This window comes from Acinetobacter sp. YH12156, assembly GCF_013418235.1.
Taxonomy (GTDB): Bacteria; Pseudomonadota; Gammaproteobacteria; order Pseudomonadales; family Moraxellaceae; genus Acinetobacter; species Acinetobacter pseudolwoffii.
This window is the reverse complement of record NZ_VPCL01000010.1, coordinates 101162-121906: the sequence shown is the minus strand read 5'-3', so window position 1 is coordinate 121906 and position 20745 is coordinate 101162. Positions and strand designations below refer to the sequence as shown.

The window sequence follows — 20745 nt, the reverse complement described above, 5'->3', positions numbered from 1 at the left end:
AAAAAATTTATGCTTCATCCATAATCCATTCTTTAAAAAGAGCATCCTCGATTTCATAAGTACCATTTTCTGGTTTAAAAATAATTTGTTTTTTTGATAAAGAACGTAGGGCAGATTGAATACTTGATACGGCAATGCTGTCTACACCGATGGAGTCAGCAAGATGCTGTCTAAATTGAATACTGTAAAGTTCAACTTGTGATTCAGCTATGGCTTTTAAGAGCAGCTGTTCTAATAACTTAAACTCTCCCCATAATCCTGAAAAGTCACGGTGCCCCATTGTATCGGCTATAAGCTGTTCCTTTGCAAAATCTATAGCCAGCATTGGGTTTAATGCTAAACGCTCAACCAATGACCTCACCAGTTGAGGACTTTGCTTCATATCTAAAAAAGCACACCATAAAATTTCTTTATCCAAACTACGTCCTGTTGTTTGATTAAATACATCTGCCAGATGATCTGTAAATGCTTTTGTTAGATTTGGAAAAGGTAAATTCTGCCCATAATGAAAAAATGGAGCACTACTCACAGAAAACATTTGTCTCAAGCCCTCTCGACTTGAACCAGTAAAAATTACCTTTATCGTTTCTTTATGCATATCTAAAGCAGTACGCAAACTGGCAATAGTTGTTTTATATTTTGAACTAGCTAAAGCCTGAATCTCATCAAGTAGCAATAAAATAGGTTTACCCTGCTGAGCCAGTTTTGTAATACTAGATAAAATACTGGAATTCACTTGCCCTTGTGCAAGAGTCACTTCGGCTTTTACACCTGCCACCTCTGTACTTAAAGAGCCAATATTTTTAATCCAATGATTGGCTTTACCAATCAAGCCATTTTGCTGTGAAAACTCATCAAGAGCTTTTACAAACTGTCCTTCACTATGCAGGCCTGCATCTAAAAAACTGAAATAAAAAACGTGCCATCCAAGCTGTTCTGCTAAGGGCGTAATATCTTTTCGTAAAAATTCAGTTTTTCCCATCCGGCGTGGGGCAAAAAAAGTCAGAGAACTAGCTAGTCCAGTCTCAAACATGCCTAAAATTTGTTTAGCTAGTTCTGTACGTGGAAAATGCCAAGGGTCATTGGAGATGCTACTCATTTTAATTACTCAACAATGATTCTTTATTGCTATAGATTGTATTAGATTTCATTAGATTGTAAATGTCTAATTAGACTTCTTTAATCTAATAGGACCTAATCACCCAATAAAGCACCTTTGCACCGATCAACCGACACATTTTATAACTCCATTATTTTGTGGCTTAATAGCCATATCTGAACATAAGACCCAATATTATGGATTTAAGATTCAGAAAAACCTGAAGAAGTTGTTGCGTTTTATGTGAGAGGCTTCGTAAAGAACGACTTTATCTGGAAATAAATCCACGCTCAAAAAACTTAATGCTTACTATAATTGATGGGGTGAATATTGGCTTTGGGGTACACTGGTCTCCTCAACAGCAATCACAGGTCGACCATTAATTGCCTTTGAATACAGTGCTGAAGCGATCCGTAAAGGTTTAGAACGCTCCTCGTACCTACCCCCATTAAAAGGTGACCCATTAAGAAAAAACTTTCCTACATAGCACATGGGATTACCAAGTCATATATATGATGCCTCACCCGATTGCTGGGCATGCTCCAGAATTTTGGTGGCTATTCAGTCCATCATTACCTACATTCAAACGCTCTAGTTTTCCAATTAGCTCAGGTTATAATAATGGCCACCCAAAATACGATTGATCTATTATGAACACCCCCAATGACCCTTTACACGGCAAAAAACTTGCTGACATTTTGGATGAATTATTGGATTACTACGGTGGCTTTGAAGGTTTAAGTCGTAAAATTGAAATTAGATGTTTTTGCATAGACCCAAGTGTTAAATCATCATTACGATTCTTGCGTACCACACCATGGGCACGTGAAAAAGTAGAAAGCTTATATTTGTACGTCTTACGCCAAAAGGCAAAACAGAAACCGTAGACCCAGGCTCCTCTCTTATCATCAAATTATACCAGTCAGTAAAATATTTTACATTAAATCATATATTTAAAATTAATATTATTTAATAAAATAAATCTCAGCGACTTTATCGAGATTGGAATCAGAGAGCTCGAGTCTCCTTTCCCGCTCCAGATTCAAAAAAGCCCTGATCGAAAGATCGGGGCTTTTTTTAGGCATTGCCTATTTTAACCAATAAACGCTGACCAGCCCAAAACGAGTGCTTAGTCAGAGTTTGTCTTCATTTAAAATTAGAAAGTGACCCGCTGATAATCACGATATTGCGGTGTCCAGAAATTATGCTCAATCGCTAACTGCAAGTCCTCAATACTTACTTTAGGCGCCACCCCATCCTCAATGGCAGCAAGGGCGACTTTCAACGCAATCTGCTTTGAAATAGACTGCAAATAATCGAGACTCGGCAATAAATCCGCTTGTGGGTCTTGCAACTTAGGCGAACAATCCGCCAGAGCATTACTAGAAGCCATCAGCATATTATCTGTAACACGCTTCGCACCCGAAGCAATCACCCCCAACCCAATTCCGGGGAAAATATAAGAATTATTGCACTGTGAAATATGATGGATTTTTTCCTGATAATTCACCGGTGCAAAGGGGCTACCTGTGGCAATCAGCGCTCTACCCTTAGTCCATTGCAAAATATCTGCCGGTACTGCTTCTACCTGTGAAGTCGGATTGGATAAAGGGAAAATAATTGGCTGCACGCTATTCTCAGCCATAGCTTCAACCACTTCCTGTGTGAATAATCCCGGTTGCCCCGAAACCCCAATCAGTACTGTTGGCTTAGCATGCTTCACGACATCTGTTAATGAAATCATGGCTTCAGCATCTGCCCAGCTTTCTACATGTTCAGCAGGCTGTGCCAATTTACGCTGAAAATTTAGTAAATTCGGCTGATTTTCAGTGATCAGACCAAAGCGGTCGACCATAAAGATTCGTGCACGTGCTTCGCTATCGCTCAAGCCTTCCGCAATCATTTGTTTAATGATCTGTTCCGCAATCCCGCAACCAGCTGAACCAGCCCCCAGAAATGCCACCACCTGATCTTTCAACTGCTTGCCTGCTGCACGCGAAGCGGCAATTAAACTTCCGACCGAAACCGCAGCGGTTCCCTGAATATCATCATTAAAGCAGCAAATGCGATCACGGTATTTTTCCAGCAAAGGCATGGCATTTTTCTGCGCAAAGTCTTCAAACTGAATCAATGCATCCGGCCAGCGCTGCTGAATGGCCTGAATCACCATTTCGACAAAAGCATAGTATTCATCGCCGCTGATCCGCGGTTCACGCCAGCCCATATAAATCGGATCATTCAGCAATTGCTGATTATTGGTGCCGACATCGAGAGTGATCGGTAAGGTATACGCCGGGCTGATTCCACCACAGGCAGTATAGAGCGCCAATTTACCAATCGGAATCCCCATTCCGCCAATCCCCTGATCGCCTAAACCCAAAATGCGTTCGCCATCGGTAATCACAATCACTTTCACGTTCTTTTTATTAATATTGTGAATAATCTGCTCGATCTGATCGCGATCCGGATAGGAAATAAAGATCCCGCGATGACGGCGATAAATATCAGAAAAGCGCTGACATGCCTCCCCTACAGTCGGGGTATAAATAATCGGCATCATCTCGCTAAGGTGATTTTCAATCAGGTGATAAAACAGGGTTTCATTGGTATCCTGGATATTACGCAAATAAATATGCTTGTTGATATCACTATTAAAAGCACAATATTGCTGATAAGAGCGCTGACTCTGTTCCTCGATGGTCTCGGTCACATGAGGAATTAAACCATGCAAATTAAAGCTTCTACGCTCTTCTTCAGTAAATGCAGAACCTTTATTGAGTAACGGGAGTTCTAATAAGGTATTTCCGGCATAAGGAATATATAAAGGGCGTTTACTGTTCAAATTTTCTCTGGGCATTATTTAACTCTTCTAATCAATCCTCGGCACTTCGCCGAAAACAATGACATCACTATCGTTATTTTATATAGCCTATCCTGATTTTAGCCTTTTGGGGTATTTAGTAAATTGATAATACTTTTAGCAGGATTTTATAATCTGATAACGTAGCGTGATAGGAGAGATTTTGGTTAATTTTGTAATAAATTTCTTTTATCCATCAAAAATGCTTGTTCTATTTTAAAATCTCACTGATTTAAAATGGGTTATGGCCTATTTAAATAGTGTTGATCTTTTTCATACTGCTAAGGCAGAAGATTGATTTGACAAAAAGTTAAAGCTCATCAAGGATAAAGGATAAATTCAATAATATAAATGAGTATAAAAATGAGTGAATTCCAGCCCCTTTATCAAGCTGATATTTTAGGCATCGGCTATGAGCAAGCCACCTTGAGCTTTCCAGATGACTATGAGGGCAAAGTTGTAGCAACCCTGATACGTAAAAAAGCAGCGCAGCCTACTCCTAAAGCGGTTTTATATATTCATGGATTTATTGATTATTTTTTTCAGACTGAAATGGCGGAACGCTTTAATCAGCAGGGTTTTGATTTTTATGCGCTGGATTTAAGAAAATATGGCCGTTCGATTCTGCCGCATCAGAACTATTATAATGTGCATGAGCTGTCTGAATATGATGCAGAAATTAGCCAGGCACTGGATATGATCGCAAGCGAGGGCCATGATGCTGCCCTGCTCTGTGGTCATTCTACCGGCGGCCTTATCACAACATTGTACGCGGCACATCACCCTAATCATCGGTTAATCAAAGCACTCTGGGTCAACAGTCCATTTTATAACTTTAATATGAATCCGATAAAACGTGCGCTCGGCATCCCGCAGTTAAGCAAACTGGCGAAAATTTTTCCCGACCTTAAATTTCCGAGTGAGTTAAATAAATGGTATGCCGCCAGTCTGCACAAGGATTTAAAAGGTGAATGGGACTTCAGTCTGGACTGGAAAAAGACCCGCTATCCAAGGGTACGGATCAGTTTTATTCGTGCCATCTATGAAGCACAAAAAGAAATTCATCGCGGCATCGAACTCGATATTCCGGTTCTGGTCATGCATTCGCATCAGACTTTATATCCAAAAAAATGGGGCAAGGCAGCGCAAACTAGTGATGTGATTTTGGGAGTTAAAGACATTCAGAAATATGCCAAAAAAATTAAAGCTGATGTCACGGTTCAAAGCATTCAGAATGGTTTACACGATCTGGTGCTTTCAGACAAATCTGTACGTGAACAGGTTTATCAGCAGCTGTTTCAATGGCTCAACAGCAAAGGACTATAATGCCGGCAAACAGGAAAGATGATTTTAGGCTCCTGTTTTCTGTTAAGTGTTTTGATTGAATAAAATGGCCCTCTTGAATGTAATCCGCAACCATCAGAAATACATGAATCCTTCGATTTTTTAAGCGCCAGTTAAATGCTTATTTCTTAGGATAAGCTTCGATTAAATATAAAATTTAATTCCTATACTTCATATTCCAAATGTTGTCTTTTGTAGCAAGCGTGTAATCAAAGCACCACCTGTCTTTTTCCCTCTTTATAGTAGAGCTGACTGCTGAAACTGTAGCATTTTCAATTGAGAAAATAGGGTCAGCGTGTACCAATAACAATCATATAAAGGAATAGATTATGCGTTATGCAGACCCCAATACTGACGGTGCAAAAATTCAATTTAAAGCCCAATACGACAACTTCATTGGCGGCGAATGGGTCGCTCCAGTTAAAGGCGAATACTTTGACAATATCTCTCCGGTAGATGGCAAAGTCTTTACCAAAGTGCCGCGCTCTTCTGTAGAAGACATTGAGTTGGCCTTGGATGCAGCGCACAAGGCCAAAGCACAGTGGAATACATCCTCAGCCACCACCCGTTCCAATATCCTGCTAAAAATTGCAGATCGTCTGGAACAAAATCTGGAACTGCTGGCGGTGGCAGAAACCTGGGACAACGGCAAGCCGATCCGTGAAACCTTAGCGGCCGATATTCCGCTATGTATTGATCATTTCCGTTATTTTGCCGGCTGTATCCGCGCTCAGGAAGGCGGCATTTCCGAGATTGATGAAGATACCATTGCCTACCATTTCCATGAACCATTGGGTGTGGTGGGTCAGATCATTCCGTGGAACTTCCCAATCCTGATGGCGGCCTGGAAACTCGCACCTGCCTTGGCAGCAGGCAACTGTATCGTGCTGAAACCTGCGGAACAAACCCCGGTCAGCATTTTAGTTTTAGCTGAACTGATTCAGGACATTTTGCCGCCGGGTGTACTGAATATTGTCAATGGTTATGGTATCGAAGTCGGTCGTCCACTCGCGACCAATCCGCGCATTGCCAAGATTGCCTTTACCGGTTCAACCGCAGTCGGTCAGCAAATCATGCAATACGCCACCGAGAATATTATTCCGGTAACACTGGAACTTGGCGGAAAGTCACCGAATCTGTTCTTTGCCGACATTATGGATCAGGAAGACGATTATCTGGACAAGGCACTGGAAGGCTTTGCCATGTTTGCCCTGAATCAGGGTGAAATCTGTACCTGTCCTTCTCGTGCCTTGGTGCAGGAAAGTATTGCCGATGAGTTTCTGGCGCGTGCGGTAGAACGGGTGCAACGCATTAAAACCGGTCATCCGCTCGACACCGACACCATGATTGGTGCGCAAGCCTCACAGGAACAGCAGGACAAGATTCTGGGCTGTATTGCCACTGGCCGTGAAGAAGGTGCGCAGATTCTGACCGGCGGTGAAGCACGTCAGGAAGTGGGACAAGGTTTTTATATTGAACCGACCATTTTCAAAGGCACCAATGACATGAAAACCTTTCAGGATGAAATCTTCGGGCCGGTGCTGGCGGTGGCGACATTTAAGGACTTTGATGATGCCATTAAAATCGCCAATGACACCATTTATGGTTTAGGAGCAGGTGTGTGGTCACGTTCAGCACACACCTCTTACCGTGCAGGACGCGCGATTCAAGCGGGTCGGGTCTGGACCAACTGTTATCATATTTATCCTGCACATGCGGCTTTCGGTGGCTATAAAAAATCAGGGATTGGCCGTGAGAATCACAGAATGATGCTGGATCATTATCAACAGACCAAAAACCTGCTGGTGAGTTATTCAACCAAACCGGCTGGTTTCTTCTAAGTATGAATTTTCTCAAAAGCGAACTGCGGTTCGCTTTTTTGTTTTATTCAAGTTTTTTAATATCTGGTAAATTTTTCTGCTCTTGATCGTTGACCAGCAAAATAAAAGCCTGAAAATCACAAAAACAGGAATAAAACTGTATAAAAAACAAATTAATACTTTAACTTAGAAGGACTTCGCCTAAGTTTTTCATTTTTTATGCATTTTAACTGTTCAAAAAACCTGCATAAAGCCCTGGCTTTCATTTAAAGTCGGCTTTTCATGATTCCCAAGACTGTGTATAACATTGAACCACTATAGGGAAACTAATAAGCATAGGCAAAATTGCTTAAAAAGCGTTAGACTATGTACCCAATAATGTCATGATTCGGTCTGATCAAGATCAAAAAAGAAGGTGAAGGTTGATGCCGCTCAATACTGTTGAAGAGCTTGTAGCAGATATCCGTGCAGGAAAAATGGTCATCCTGATGGATGATGAAGATCGTGAAAATGAAGGCGACTTAGTGATTGCTGCCACGCACGTACGTCCTGAAGACATCAACTTCATGATCACCCATGCACGTGGTCTGGTCTGCCTGACTTTAAGCAAAGAGCGTTGCCAGCAGTTGAATCTGCCTTTGATGGTCGATGCAAACGGTGCCCAGCATGGAACCAATTTTACCCTGTCAATTGAAGCGGCTGAAGGTATTTCTACCGGTATTTCTCCAGCTGAACGTGCGCACACGATTCAAACCGCTGTGGCTGCTCATGCCAAACCGGCAGATATTGTACAGCCAGGACACATCTTCCCGCTGATGGCACAGCCAGGCGGTGTATTGCACCGTGCCGGTCATACCGAAGCAGGTTGTGATCTTTCCCGTTTGGCAGGACTGGAACCGGCTTCGGTGATTTGTGAAATCATCAATGAAGATGGCACGATGGCGCGCCGTCCTGATCTTGAAGTGTTTGCTGAAAAGCATGGCCTGAAAATCGGAACGATTGCCGACCTGATTCATTACCGCATGACCAATGAACAAACGGTTGAGCGTATTGATCAGCAAAGTATCGATACTGAATACGGCAGCTTTGACCTGTACCGCTATCGTGAACTGGGTAACCCGGATATCCATCTGGCCCTGGTTAAAGGTGAGCCTAAAGAGGGCGTGACCACGGTGCGTGTACATGGTTTTAACCCGACCCGCGACTTGCTTAAACTGAAGAAACAGGATGGCGAACCGGCCTGGAACCTGGATCGTGCCCTGAAAGAAATTTCCAATAGCGATCGTGGTGTACTGGTCTGGATTGGCCAGCGCCATTTACAAGATTTGGGCCCAGCATTAGATACCCTTAAAGCACCAAAAAATGTAAAATCAAATTCTGCACTGTCTCAGCAGTATCAGACCATTGGTGTGGGTGCACAAATTTTGCGTGATTTAGGCGTTGAAAAAATGAAGCTGCTGAGCTCTCCATTGCGCTTCAATGCCCTGTCAGGCTTTAACTTAGAAGTGGTGGAATACATCACCGCACAACAAACATCTTAAGAAATCATCGAGGTTGTTATGGCAGTTCGCCGTATTGAAGGTATGTTACATCTCGCGAACGAAGACCGTTATGCGATTTTAGTTGGTCGTTTTAACAGCTTTGTGGTTGAACATCTGTTAGAAGGTGCCATTGATACATTGAAACGTCATGGTGTATCAGAGGATAATATCACTGTTGTTCATGCCCCTGGTGCCTGGGAACTTCCTGTAGTTGCGAAAAAACTGGCAGCTTCAGATCGTTTCGATGCCATCATCGCGCTTGGCGCCGTGATTCGTGGTAGCACGCCTCACTTCGATTTCGTTGCAGGCGAATGTGCCAAAGGTTTAGGCGTGGTTGGCCTGGACACTGGCTTACCTGTCATTAACGGTGTACTCACTACGGACAGTATTGAACAAGCGATTGAACGCTCTGGAACAAAAGCAGGCAATAAAGGTAGCGAAGCTGCCCTGACTGCGATTGAAATGGTTAACTTGTTAAAGGCTATTTAACGCTATGTCGCAAACACTTCAAGCAACTTATGCAGCAAAACGTAAAGCACGTCGCTTTGCTGTACAAGGAATTTATGAATGGCAAATGAGCCACAATCCGGTGCATGAGATTGAAGCACGTACGCGTGTGGAAAATGCCATGCATAAAGTGGATCTGAGCTATTATCATGAATTGTTGACTCAAGTGGTTGCCAATCATGAAGCATTGGATGCGCTCTTAATTCCGGTACTCGATCGTGAACTTTCAGCACTGGATGGTGTTGAACTCGCAACCTTGCGTCTAGGCGCGTATGAACTCAAAGAACATCTTGAGATTCCATATCGTGTGGTTCTAGACGAAGCGATCGAGTTGGCTAAACATTTTGGCGGTGCCGACAGCCACAAATACATCAACGGTGTATTGGATCGTTTAGCGACAACTTTACGTGCAGCAGAAAAGCAACAAGCCAACTAATTAAAGTCGAATTGTTGTATGGCTGAATTTTCGATTATCGACACCTATTTCAATCGCAAGAATACCCATTCTGTCGATTTAGGCGTCGGTGACGATTCAGCCTTGCTCACCCCTCCGCCTCAGCAACAACTGGTCATCTGTGCCGATACACTGGTTGCTGGACGACACTTTCCTCTCGATACAAATCCGCATGCCATTGGCTGGAAATCGGTTGCTGTTAATCTTTCCGATATTGCCGCGATGGGTGCAAAACCGCATAGTATTCTTCTGGCATTGAGCCTACCCCAAATTGATCATGACTGGCTCAAAGCCTTTAGTCAGGGTTTGTATGATTGCTGCGATCAATTTGGCGTGAGTTTAATCGGGGGTGATACCACCCAAAGTCCGCATCTCACTTTATCTGTGACAGCCTTAGGCTGGGTCGATATCGGCCAAGCGGTGCCACGCTCAGGTGCAAAACCAGGTGATCTGATCTGCGTCAGTGGAACTGTCGGCGATGCTGCTTTTGCCTTAAATCATTTAGGTCATCCGCTACAGAAACGTCTGGACTATCCGACGCCACGCTGTCAGCTCGGTGCCGCCTTAAAAGGTCTGGCGCATAGCATGATTGATGTCTCGGATGGTTTAGCCCAAGATCTTGGACATATTCTCAAAGCCTCGCAAGTCGGTGCCAAGCTACAACTGGAACACTTACCGATCAATCCTGCCCTGCAGGCCTTAAGTGAAGCACAAAAATGGCAATATGCACTGGCCGGTGGCGACGATTATGAATTATGTTTTACAATAAGCCCGCAAAATTACGAAAAATTATTGCAAAAACAACTTGATGTTTCGATTAGTATAGTCGGCACAATTCAGCAGCAGCACGGCTTAACTTTTGAAAAAGATGGCGTAGATCATTTGCTTCAATTTAATGGGTATCAACATTTTGCATAAACCTGCGATCAATTTTAAAGCCATGTCATGGACCGACCGACTGATTGTGTTTATTGGCGTTGGCTTCGGCTCAGGACTGATGCCTAAAGCACCGGGGACCTTTGGTTCGGCCTTTGCACTTTTATTTATCCCGATTTGGCTGCATCTTGATTTTCTAAACAGTCTTTTTGCCATTGCCATCATGTCCCTGATTGGCATATATATCTGCGGGCATACTGCCAAGGTCATGGGCGTTCATGATGATGGCCGCATTGTCTGGGATGAATTCGCCGGACAATCCATCACATTTTTACCCTTGATCTATCTCGGCCAGATGAACTGGCTCTGGCTGCTGGTCGGTTTTGCGCTATTCAGATTATTTGATATCTGGAAACCGTGGCCGATTCGGGTCATTGACCGTCAGGTCGACGGTGGTTTTGGCATCATGCTGGATGACATCATTGCTGGCCTGTGGGCGGCTCTTTGTATTTTGATTTATTTTTACTTCACCGTGGCATAAGCCATATTTAGGATTAGAACATGTCAACGACTGTTATTATTCTTGCTGCAGGTAAAGGCACGCGCATGCGTTCAAGCTTACCGAAAGTATTACAACCGCTTGCAGGACGTCCTTTACTGGGTCATGTCATTGACACAGCAAAAAAATTAAACGCAGATAATATTATTACCATTTACGGGCACGGTGGCGAGCAGGTTCAAGCTGCTTTTACAGCGCAAAAAATTAAATGGGTTGAACAGAGCGAACAGCTGGGTACCGGTCATGCCGTACAAATGACTTTACCTGTCCTGCCCCAAGACGGCGTATCGTTGATTCTTTCTGGTGATGTACCCTGTATTAACCCGCTCACCTTGCAAAAATTACTCGATGCCACTGCAGAAACTGGCATTGGTCTGGTCACGCTCACCTTGCCAGATGCCAATGGTTATGGTCGCATCGTGCGTAAAAATGGTCAGATTCAGGCCATTGTTGAACATAAAGATGCAACGAACGAGCAACGTCAGATCCAAGAAATTAATACTGGCATTTATGCGGTCAGCAATGCCAAGTTGCATCAATGGCTGCCAAATTTAAGCAATGAGAATGTTCAGGGTGAATACTACCTGACCGATATTGTGGCGATGGCTCTGGCCGATGGTATGCAGGTTGCTTCAGTAGAACCGGAAATGGCCTTTGAGGTTGAAGGCGTAAATGACCGTGTGCAACTGGCAGCATTAGAACGTCAGTTTCAGGCATGTCAGGCCAAACAGCTGATGCAACAAGGTGTACATCTGATTGATCCGAGCCGTTTTGATTTGCGTGGTAATTTAACTGTCGGTCAAGATGTACAGATTGATATCAATGTCATCATCGAAGGTGATTGCGAGCTGGGCGACAACGTTGAAATTGGTGCTGGCTGTATCATCAAAAATACCAAAATTGCAGCTGGGACTAAAGTGCAACCTTATAGCATTTTTGACAATGCTATCGTTGGTGAAGATACCCAGATTGGCCCTTTTGCACGACTGCGTCCGGGTGCGAAGCTTGCTGCCGAGGTGCATATCGGTAACTTTGTAGAAGTGAAAAATACCACAATTGGCGTAGGCTCTAAAGCCAACCACTTCACCTATCTCGGTGATGCTGAAATCGGTGCCGGTTCTAATATTGGTGCAGGTACCATTACCTGCAATTATGATGGTGCGAATAAATTTAAAACCATCATTGGTGATCAGGCTTTCATTGGTTCGAACAGTTCATTGGTTGCACCTGTGAAAATTGGCAATGGTGCTACAGTGGGTGCAGGCTCGACGATTACTCGTGATGTGGAAGACAACAGTTTGGCGGTAGAACGTTCTAAGCAATTTGCCAAAGAAAACTATCCACGTCCGCAAAAAATCAAGAAATAAGGGGGAATAAATATGTGTGGTATCGTCGGTGGCATTGCAGAACGTAGCATTACCAATATTTTGATTGAAGGCTTAAAACGCCTGGAATACCGGGGTTATGATTCAGCAGGTTTGGCACTCATCAACAATAGCCAGGTCCTGCGTGAACGTCGTGTCGGCAAGGTCGCGAACCTTGAACAGGCCGTAAATGAATCACAGATCAGCGGCTCACTTGGCATTGCACATACACGCTGGGCAACCCATGGCAAACCGACTGAAGAAAATGCCCATCCGCATATTTCTGAAAATGTGGCAGTGGTCCATAACGGAATCATTGAGAACTATCAAGAACTTAAAGATGATCTTGAAGCTTTGGGTTATGTCTTTACTTCACAGACCGATACAGAAGTGGTTGCACATCTGATCAATGACGCCCTGAAATCTACCCCAAGCTTAATGGAAGCTGTGCGCCAGGTGGTACCACAACTCAAAGGTGCTTATGCCCTAGGTATCGTGCATACAGATCATCCGGATGAACTGATTACCGTACGTGAAGGTTCTCCGCTCGTCATTGGTGTGGGGATTGGCGAGAACTTTATCAGTTCTGACCAGCTGGCACTGCTCCCGATTACCAACCGCTTTATCTACCTGGAAGAAGGTGATATTGCGCGTTTGACCCGCACCACGATTGAAGTTTTCGTCGATGGTCAACTGGTCGATCGTCCGGTCAAGGAACTGAATGCTGCGGTCAGCAATGCCTCTAAAGGTGAATATAAGCACTACATGCTCAAAGAAATTTATGAGCAGCCTGAAGCGATCAAACAGACCATTTCTCAAGCCTTAAATGGCAATGACCTGCGCAAAGACTTTCTTGCCAGTGCGGAACAGGACTTCACAAAAATCCAGCAAATCCAGATTATTGCCTGTGGTACCAGCTATCATGCCGGCATGATTGCGAAATACTGGTTTGAACAGCTGATTGATCTGCCGTGTCAGGTCGAGATTGCCAGCGAGTTCCGTTATCGTACGCCAGTCATTGTGAATCACACACTCTATGTGTGTATTTCCCAATCCGGTGAAACTGCCGATACCTTGGCTGCATTACGTGATACACAGAAACGTGCGGCGGCCAAAGGGCTAGACATCACTACGATGACCATCTGTAATGTCGCTACATCATCGATGGTACGTGAGACCCAGCATAGTCTGTTGACATTGGCAGGCCCAGAAATTGGTGTGGCATCTACCAAAGCCTTTACCACCCAGCTTGCTGCTTTAATGCTGTTGGTATTAAAAATTGGTTCGGTCAAAAATAGCATTTCTACAGAACAGATGACGAAGATCAGCACAGAACTCTGGCATTTGCCTAAAGTGATTCTGGACACTTTACGTCATGATAATGAAATTTTAGGTCTGTCTGAGCTGTTTGTTGAAAAGCAGCATTGCCTGTTCCTGGGCCGTGGTACGCACTTCCCGATCGCACTGGAAGGTGCACTCAAGCTGAAAGAAATCTCCTATATTCATGCCGAAGGTTATGCGGCAGGTGAGCTGAAACATGGTCCATTGGCCCTAGTGGATAATGACATGCCGGTGGTCATCCTCGCGCCGCAAGATGACATGCTGGATAAACTGAAATCCAATATGGAAGAAGTTCAGGCACGTGGTGGTGAACTGTTTGTCTTTGCTGACGAAAATAGTGGTATTAAAGCCAAAGAGCGCCAGCATGTGGTACATATTCCGGCAGTCGATGCTGTCTTGGCACCGATTGTATATAGCATCCCGGTGCAGTTACTGTCTTATCATGTGGCAGTGCTGCGTGGTACAGATGTCGATCAGCCACGTAATCTGGCAAAATCGGTTACGGTAGAATAATTAAAATTGAATCAGGGCTGGGGATGTGTTCGTATAATTAAGTTTGTATCAAATAATTGAGTTTAGATTTAATTATTTAAGTTTGTATATCCATGAAGTAAACGAACAAACCCTACCCTGTAGACCTAGTGATTCTTCGCCAAGTCTACAGGGTTTTTAATGTAATTAAGCTCAAATTAGAATTACCCCCGAAATATAAAATTATAATCAATATATTCAATAATATAGATGTATAAGAACCTCACATAGATTCAAAAATCATCCCTTTTCAACATCCCCTTGAAAACATTTTATTCTTATTTAAAGTATGCTTCTTCACCTTTCTGAGTAAGAATTCGTATTTTAAAGCAGAAGAATCTCATACAAACTTAATTTCATCCAAAATTCAATAAATCAAATTTAAATACAAAATTAATTTCAAAATTAAAAGATGATGAATCATAAATATCAACAATTTAAGGAATTAAATAAAACAAACTTAATTTAATTCCCATAATTAGACGTAATATTTGGTCATAAAGTACAATAAGGGATAAAGAGCTATTATGCGCAAATTCTGAATAAGTCTACTAGCTACTCCTGTTACTATCAGCCCACCTTATTTAAAATTAGGTCTTTCATTCACTGGATATATTAATGTTAATGGATTTGATGTTAATGAGATAAAATCAAAACCCTGATAAAACTCCATGGCTTTTTGATTTTTTGCATGTATCACGTATCACAACAAAATTTACGCCAATAATTTGAGCAACCTTTTGAAACTTGTTGTTTAAGAGCATGAGCTAAAAGTACTTTTCCAATTCCTCGTTTCTGCACTGCTTGATCAACGGCAACGCGACCCACAACCACACAAGGTAATGGATAACGAGATAATCGTTTAGTGAGAACAGCATCAACCCATCAAATCCTATAGAGATACTTGATAGACAATAAAATCCTCTCACCTGTTGTGTTGTTTTTGAGTAAAAAAAATAAATACTTATGAACAATAAAGGATGGAACTTTATTGCTTTCATATATGTGTATCAGCATCAAGAGCAACATAGGTTTTACTTGTTCCTGATTTCTGATGTTGGGATGCGTGTTATTTTATGAACTTATTTAAATCATCTTGCCCACAATTAAATGATTTTGTCTGATGATGGGCTTGTAAAACCTTAATTTTCATCCAATAAACTCATTAATTTTTTCATCTCACCATTTTCAGGGCGTGGATTTTCAAGCAAATTCATTAACATATCACGATCAGCATTATTTACTTTTAACTTATGATGAGATTTAAGTAATTCTTTTGCTCGTTCAAATGAGGATTGGATCATAAAGGAACTCACACTCCCCCCCAATAAATTCGCAGCTTGCTCAATTACATTCTTTGCATCTACAGTTGAACGAATATTGATTCGTTCTGTTGCTACGTTAGCCATATTTTCCACCAATTTCTACATCAGTATGATGTACAAATTATAGAAAATTAAGCTAGTGGGAGTGCTTTAAGATTCAAATTTGCATATTTTATTTTAAAATATTTGGAATAAAAAATAAGAATTTTACTATGAACCAGAATGAATGGTCGGTTTGAGTCTGAATAGGCAGTTGGTTTACATAAGAATATGCAACGATGTTCACTAAGATGTAATTTGAATACTTTCGCCTATCGTTAACGGTTTTTAGACTCATCAATTGAGTATTAAAATACCCTATTAATCATTAAGCTACTGAATTAAATAAATAATTAAATAAAAATTATAAAATTTTGTTTGTATATAAATATATTTAAGTTTGTATAATTTTGCCAAATACAAAATTATCCTCCTTGAGATATGATGAATTATCAACCAAAATCCACAGGTCTCCTGTATGTCAAAAATTATAAAAAACTATGAAGAATTAGTAAAAGAAGGATATGGTCAAGGCCATGGACGAGATTATAAACCTTGCAAAACTGTTCATAATTTCAGTTCAATTGGTCGCTCTCACAGAGTACAAGGTCGCGTGAGTAAACGTCTTCACCACTTGTTTTCTGATCTAGAGTTATCCACCTTTTTACTGCTTGATTGGAATCAGAACGTTACAGATATTCGTGAACATTATCCTTTGGATATCTATGATCTTAACTCCATCTGTTCTCGTCACCGAATGAAAAAGGTATCGGTTGATTATCTACCTTTTACCCTATCTTCAGATTTTTTAGTTGATTTTGGCAAGTTTTCTATAGCCCTCGACACTCTTTATAGCAAGGATTTGAATAAAGCTCATATTATTGAGTCTTTAGAAATTAAACGTCGTTACTGGGAAGAAGAGCACAATACGCCATTCAAGCTGATTACTGAAAAGGATATTCCTGCTACGGTACTAGAGAACATTAAATGGCTGTATGTAGAAAAAAATGATCTTGAAATAAGAAATCATATGATAGATCAAGCAATTGACTTTATGGAAGAAATAAGACAGCACCCTCAAAGCTTATTGATCTCTTTCTGCAACCATACTGACCAAACTCAAAAAAGAGCTATCGGAACGACGCTCGCATTGTTTAGAAAACTATTTGCCCTGAGAATACTGCAATTTAATCTAGAAGTTTCGTATTTGGAGCTTAAACTCTCTGATATTTATGCAAGTAATTTGCTCCAGAACGAGAATACAGTCCATGAAACTAATTAATTCAGTTTACATCTTGAATTCAACACAATACCGGATACTAAAATTCTTACCGCAGTATACGGTATGGATTGCGATTGATAATAAAAATGCTTTTCCTGAACTTATTTTGTCCAAGGAACTTCAAACTCTCTCAGATGATCAAAGTCTAATACCAGCACAAGATCCTTATGAATACTTAAAACGATTAAACTTGAGTGAGGATTCTATTCAACTCAAAAAAAGAGATGAAAACTTTTTAATTATTCAAGATTTAATTAATGATGAACAAGTTCTTATCAATGCAAAAATCAGGACTGCAAAAATTAAAACTATACATCTAGAAAAAGAAGTATCAATTAATAAAATTCTACGACTCCTAAGACGCTACTGGCAGCGTGGTCAAACTATAAATGCGTTGGTACCGGACTATGAAAACTCAGGTGGAAAAGGCCAAAAAAGAGCTATAGGTGATAAAAAAATTGGCAGACCACGCATCTATGAATCAAATGAAGGTAAGAATGTCACCGAACAGGTTGAATTATATTTTAAGAAAGCCATCGAAGAGTATTTAGTTCCTGTCAAAAAACAATCCATTAACGAAACTTATCTTCGGTTTAAAAATTTATTTTCTAAGCACTTTCATCAAGTGCAAGCCGCAGATATTCCAACCTATGCCCAATTCTATTATTTTTATAATACGCGATATAGAAGTAAGAACAATTCCAAGGAAATTCTGACGAATCAGAAAACTCTGAAAGATCACAAACCTCTGACTTCAACAGCGACCATGCACGCAAATGGTCCTGGTGCACGTTATGAAATAGATTCAACAATCGCTGATATCTACCTTATATCATCACGAGATCCATCACAGATTATTGGCAGACCTACCGTATATATTGCTATCGATGTATTTAGTCGGATGATTACTGGGCTTTATGTCGGTATGGAAAACAGCTCATTTAACACAGCTATACAATGCCTCAGCGTCGCAATCCAAGATAAAGTGAAATTCTGTCAGAGTTATGGCTTGCAAATACAACAGGAAGACTGGCCGATTTATGGTTTACCTAGCGCCATACTTGCAGACCGCGGTGAACTAATTGGCTATCAAATTGAACTTCTTGAAAAAAACTTTTCTGTTCGAATTGAAAATGCACCACCGTATCGAAGCGATGCCAAAGGTATTGTGGAGAGGGCTTTCGGAATCATTCAGTCACGCTTTAAATCCTACGATAATATCGGGGTTGTTTCTGGATTCAAGGAAAAAAAGAAAGGCGGACATGATTATCGGCTAGAAGCTTGTCTGACTCTGGAAGAATTCAGAAAAATCATATTAAGTTGCATCTTATTACGCAATAATTTTGATGTCTTGACAAAATATGATCGCAGTGCCGATATGCCAACTGACTTGCCATCTATTCCTCTTAAGCTCTGGCAGTGGGGCCTACAGCACCGTACTGGGATGTTAAGACAAGTGGATAACAAATCACTATATGTTGGCTTGCTACCTAGGATTGATGCGTCCTTAAGTGACAAAGGACTTAAAGTCAAAGGCTTACTCTATCAATGCCTGGAAATGCATCAACAAGGCTGGTTTATTCGTAACACAACCAAATCTCGCCCGAAAAAGTTGCGGATTGGTTTTGATCCATACTCAGTAAATACCATTTATGTTTTTTATGATGAAAATAAATTGGAATACTGGGAAGCTCACTTAAGCGATGCCTCACGTCAATATAAACACCTGACTTGGTGGGAAGCTGAACAAATTCAAAAGGCAATCAAAACTGTTGAAAAACAGCATTCGCAACTCAAGTCTGTAGCCATCAGCGAATTGCAGGATTTTACTGACAACATCATTAAGTCAGCACAGAGTCGGCGGGCTCAAGCGGGAGTTCACCAACTTTCTAATGCACAACGTACTCGAAATATCCGGCAGAATAAACAAGAAGCCATGCAGATGGAACGTGCGGAACACCTACAAAACAGGCCTGTTAATTCTATCCGGACCATCAATCCCAATAAAGATAATACTCAAACATCCCCATCTCAAACCAGCAATCTAGATTTGACAAGTCAACCAGATTTAATGAGACAATTATTTGAAGAGGACGATGAAGAATGAATAATAATGAACTCACGATTAATACATCAATAGAAGACATCTATGGGGATAATTCTCTCATTACTCAATTACCGCCCATTCTTGACACGAAGTCGGTTATTAAACACCTACGAGGGAAACTAAAATTTATTCCAGAGCAGCGTTTTTTGCCTCAACCGGAAAGAATTCATCTAATTGCTCAACTGCCTCATGATTTTTTCCAACCACTCACCAAACATCTATCCCTTGAACAAAAAATTTCTATCATGATCCGGCAAGGTTACGTGAGTAGAAACATCAATAATGGTGATCGACACAGGCATTTGCACGCGGCTTTTCAACAACTAGAACTTTCAAACGAAAGCTCTTACCGCTACGCTCCTCCAGAATCGACAGCCACTAGTATGTCTATTATAGGATGTTCTGGAAGTGGAAAAACGACCACAATGAACAAGATTTTGCGTTATTATCCGCAAGTGATTGAGCATAAACAACTGGGGTTAAAGCAAATTGTTTATCTTAAAATTGATTGCCCGCATGACAGCTCTTTAAAAAACTTATGCTCAAACTTTTTTAGAGCAGTAGATTTAGCATTAGGAGATACTAACTTCGAGCATCGTTTTACCAGAAGCCGCTTAAATGTAAATGCCATGCTGCAGCAGATGAAAATCATCGCAAATAACTATTCAATTGGACTTTTAATCATTGATGAAATCCAGCATTTGAATACAAAAAAATCTGGTGGGGCCGAGATTATTCTTAATTTCTTTGTCACCTTGGTGAATGTCGCATCCATTCCGATCGTGATGATTAGGACACCCAAAGCCAATGAAATTTTGCAAGAAGACTTGAGATCAGCTAGACGCAGTGCAGGATTAGGCTCTTTAATCTGGGAACCTATGCGTAATGAAGCCCCTACCCCCGATCCTAGTACTCCCGATCAAATGATTATTTCTGAATGGCATGCTTTTACAAATAAGCTATGGCAGTATCAGTGGGTTCAACAACCAGCTGAACTGACCGATGAATTAAGAGCCACTTGGTATTATTATACGCAAGGTATTCCGGATCTAGTGGTTAAGTTGTTCTGTCTGGTACAAATTCATGCAATCACCATCGGTCTGGAAAAAATCACCTCAGAATTATTTAAAAAAGTCTACGAAGAACAATTGCAGCCAGTCCACGATATTCTAGATGCACTGCGTTCAGGCAATCCTGCACGTATTGCACGGTATTCTGACCTCACTATCCCTCAAGTTCAAATTGAGGAGTATGTTGAACAACACCGTTTTAAAGCCGCATTAAAAACAGAAAAACAGCATAAAGATCTGGGACCGCATTATTCTACTTTAATAGGTATGCTGACAGTATTAGGTCATCCCGCCGCTACAATAGAACCGCATGTCACTTCTGCATTAAAAAAATATCCAAACGAAAACTTACAGGTACTCCTCCAGCATATTCTGGAAATATTAGACAGCCCTGTAGCAGAAGATAAGTTTAAACAGCATCAAACCACGACTCCGGCAAGGAAGCCACGGACATCTCGTAAAGTCATGAAGCCGGAGGAATGGAAAAGTACTGAAGCCAATGACTTACGAATTTTTTTCAGTCAGGCACAAGAACAGGAAGTAGATGTTTATGAGTTATTAAAATCATCTCCCTATTTGTTTGATCCTACTCATCCAATTTTGCATTAAGCAACAAAGAATGGAGA

At 41.4% G+C, this 20745-nt stretch carries 16 protein-coding genes and 2 pseudogenes; 14 read left to right on the top strand and 4 right to left on the bottom strand.

Annotation, left to right across the window (positions count from 1 at the left end):
• Positions 1–7: 7 nt before the first annotated feature.
• Positions 8–1099, bottom strand: coding sequence for an ATP-binding protein (locus FTU87_RS09610; protein WP_180097165.1), 1092 nt, complete (start codon positions 1097–1099; stop codon positions 8–10).
• 346 nt (positions 1100–1445) lie between these two features.
• On the opposite strand from FTU87_RS09610, the pseudogene FTU87_RS15170 reads away from it, so the two are divergent.
• Positions 1446–1583: pseudogene (locus FTU87_RS15170) on the top strand (type II toxin-antitoxin system HipA family toxin); the annotation flags it as partial.
• A gap of 166 nt (positions 1584–1749) precedes the next feature.
• Positions 1750–1986: a VF530 family DNA-binding protein gene (locus FTU87_RS09605; RefSeq protein WP_005173763.1), complete on the top strand. Its 237-nt coding sequence runs from the start codon at positions 1750–1752 to the stop codon at positions 1984–1986.
• A gap of 269 nt (positions 1987–2255) precedes the next feature.
• Here the strand turns inward: FTU87_RS09605 and FTU87_RS09600 are convergent, their stop codons facing one another.
• Positions 2256–3956: an NAD-dependent malic enzyme gene (locus FTU87_RS09600; RefSeq protein WP_005094687.1), complete on the bottom strand. Its 1701-nt coding sequence runs from the start codon at positions 3954–3956 to the stop codon at positions 2256–2258.
• 366 nt (positions 3957–4322) lie between these two features.
• Between FTU87_RS09600 and FTU87_RS09595 the strand changes: the two genes are divergently transcribed.
• The 9 genes from FTU87_RS09595 to glmS all read left to right on the top strand — a co-directional run bounded on the left by FTU87_RS09595 (position 4323) and on the right by glmS (position 14278).
• A complete protein-coding gene (locus FTU87_RS09595) occupies positions 4323–5285 on the top strand; it encodes an alpha/beta hydrolase (protein WP_180097163.1) in 963 nt (320 codons plus the stop codon).
• Positions 5286–5632: 347 nt separating this feature from the next.
• Complete coding sequence (locus FTU87_RS09590; RefSeq protein WP_005094691.1) at positions 5633–7144, top strand: aldehyde dehydrogenase family protein; 1512 nt, start codon at positions 5633–5635, stop codon at positions 7142–7144.
• 404 nt (positions 7145–7548) lie between these two features.
• A complete protein-coding gene (gene ribBA, locus FTU87_RS09585; RefSeq protein ID WP_005105068.1) occupies positions 7549–8664 on the top strand; it encodes a bifunctional 3,4-dihydroxy-2-butanone-4-phosphate synthase/GTP cyclohydrolase II in 1116 nt (371 codons plus the stop codon).
• A gap of 18 nt (positions 8665–8682) precedes the next feature.
• Positions 8683–9153 (top strand): 6,7-dimethyl-8-ribityllumazine synthase, encoded by a 471-nt coding sequence (gene ribE, locus FTU87_RS09580; protein ID WP_004280926.1) that lies wholly within the window; start codon positions 8683–8685, stop codon positions 9151–9153.
• 4 nt (positions 9154–9157) lie between these two features.
• On the top strand, positions 9158–9607 hold the full coding sequence (gene nusB, locus FTU87_RS09575) for a transcription antitermination factor NusB (RefSeq protein WP_004728813.1): 450 nt from the start codon (positions 9158–9160) through the stop codon (positions 9605–9607).
• Positions 9608–9625: 18 nt separating this feature from the next.
• On the top strand, positions 9626–10543 hold the full coding sequence (gene thiL, locus FTU87_RS09570) for a thiamine-phosphate kinase (protein WP_074383718.1): 918 nt from the start codon (positions 9626–9628) through the stop codon (positions 10541–10543).
• Positions 10521–11042, top strand: a complete 522-nt coding sequence (locus tag FTU87_RS09565) for a phosphatidylglycerophosphatase A (protein ID WP_180097161.1) — start codon at positions 10521–10523, stop codon at positions 11040–11042. The genes thiL and FTU87_RS09565 overlap by 23 nt, the downstream gene beginning before the upstream one ends.
• Positions 11043–11062: 20 nt before the next feature.
• A complete protein-coding gene (glmU, locus tag FTU87_RS09560; RefSeq protein WP_180097159.1) occupies positions 11063–12427 on the top strand; it encodes a bifunctional UDP-N-acetylglucosamine diphosphorylase/glucosamine-1-phosphate N-acetyltransferase GlmU in 1365 nt (454 codons plus the stop codon).
• Between the two features lie 12 nt (positions 12428–12439).
• Complete coding sequence (gene glmS, locus FTU87_RS09555; RefSeq protein WP_180097157.1) at positions 12440–14278, top strand: glutamine--fructose-6-phosphate transaminase (isomerizing); 1839 nt, start codon at positions 12440–12442, stop codon at positions 14276–14278.
• Positions 14279–14876: 598 nt separating this feature from the next.
• On the opposite strand, the pseudogene FTU87_RS15235 reads toward glmS, so the two are convergent.
• Both FTU87_RS15235 and FTU87_RS09545 read right to left on the bottom strand, forming a co-directional pair.
• Positions 14877–15449 (bottom strand): annotated as a pseudogene (locus tag FTU87_RS15235) (GNAT family N-acetyltransferase).
• Positions 15439–15705 carry a DUF1778 domain-containing protein gene (locus FTU87_RS09545; protein ID WP_180097155.1) on the bottom strand — a complete coding sequence of 89 codons (267 nt, stop codon included), beginning with the start codon at positions 15703–15705 and terminating at the stop codon, positions 15439–15441. The pseudogene FTU87_RS15235 and the gene FTU87_RS09545 overlap by 11 nt, the downstream one beginning before the upstream one ends.
• A gap of 433 nt (positions 15706–16138) precedes the next feature.
• Between FTU87_RS09545 and FTU87_RS09540 the strand changes: the two genes are divergently transcribed.
• From FTU87_RS09540 to FTU87_RS09530, 3 genes are read left to right on the top strand one after another with little or no spacing between them, the layout of a single operon-like run.
• Positions 16139–16942, top strand: a complete 804-nt coding sequence (locus tag FTU87_RS09540) for a TnsA endonuclease C-terminal domain-containing protein (RefSeq protein ID WP_180097153.1) — start codon at positions 16139–16141, stop codon at positions 16940–16942.
• Positions 16929–19049: a Mu transposase C-terminal domain-containing protein gene (locus FTU87_RS09535; protein ID WP_180097151.1), complete on the top strand. Its 2121-nt coding sequence runs from the start codon at positions 16929–16931 to the stop codon at positions 19047–19049. Before FTU87_RS09540 ends, FTU87_RS09535 begins: the two co-directional genes overlap by 14 nt.
• Positions 19046–20728: an AAA family ATPase gene (locus FTU87_RS09530; RefSeq protein ID WP_180097149.1), complete on the top strand. Its 1683-nt coding sequence runs from the start codon at positions 19046–19048 to the stop codon at positions 20726–20728. Before FTU87_RS09535 ends, FTU87_RS09530 begins: the two co-directional genes overlap by 4 nt.
• Positions 20729–20745 lie beyond the last annotated feature (17 nt).

Coding starts and splice junctions, on each gene's coding strand:
- FTU87_RS09610 (WP_180097165.1), bottom strand. CDS start 1,099: ATGAGTAGCATCTCCAATGACCCTTGGCATTTTCCACGTACAGAACTA.
- FTU87_RS09605 (WP_005173763.1), top strand. CDS start 1,750: ATGAACACCCCCAATGACCCTTTACACGGCAAAAAACTTGCTGACATT.
- FTU87_RS09600 (WP_005094687.1), bottom strand. CDS start 3,956: ATGCCCAGAGAAAATTTGAACAGTAAACGCCCTTTATATATTCCTTAT.
- FTU87_RS09595 (WP_180097163.1), top strand. CDS start 4,323: ATGAGTGAATTCCAGCCCCTTTATCAAGCTGATATTTTAGGCATCGGC.
- FTU87_RS09590 (WP_005094691.1), top strand. CDS start 5,633: ATGCGTTATGCAGACCCCAATACTGACGGTGCAAAAATTCAATTTAAA.
- ribBA (WP_005105068.1), top strand. CDS start 7,549: ATGCCGCTCAATACTGTTGAAGAGCTTGTAGCAGATATCCGTGCAGGA.
- ribE (WP_004280926.1), top strand. CDS start 8,683: ATGGCAGTTCGCCGTATTGAAGGTATGTTACATCTCGCGAACGAAGAC.
- nusB (WP_004728813.1), top strand. CDS start 9,158: ATGTCGCAAACACTTCAAGCAACTTATGCAGCAAAACGTAAAGCACGT.
- thiL (WP_074383718.1), top strand. CDS start 9,626: ATGGCTGAATTTTCGATTATCGACACCTATTTCAATCGCAAGAATACC.
- FTU87_RS09565 (WP_180097161.1), top strand. CDS start 10,521: ATGGGTATCAACATTTTGCATAAACCTGCGATCAATTTTAAAGCCATG.
- glmU (WP_180097159.1), top strand. CDS start 11,063: ATGTCAACGACTGTTATTATTCTTGCTGCAGGTAAAGGCACGCGCATG.
- glmS (WP_180097157.1), top strand. CDS start 12,440: ATGTGTGGTATCGTCGGTGGCATTGCAGAACGTAGCATTACCAATATT.
- FTU87_RS09545 (WP_180097155.1), bottom strand. CDS start 15,705: ATGGCTAACGTAGCAACAGAACGAATCAATATTCGTTCAACTGTAGAT.
- FTU87_RS09540 (WP_180097153.1), top strand. CDS start 16,139: ATGTCAAAAATTATAAAAAACTATGAAGAATTAGTAAAAGAAGGATAT.
- FTU87_RS09535 (WP_180097151.1), top strand. CDS start 16,929: ATGAAACTAATTAATTCAGTTTACATCTTGAATTCAACACAATACCGG.
- FTU87_RS09530 (WP_180097149.1), top strand. CDS start 19,046: ATGAATAATAATGAACTCACGATTAATACATCAATAGAAGACATCTAT.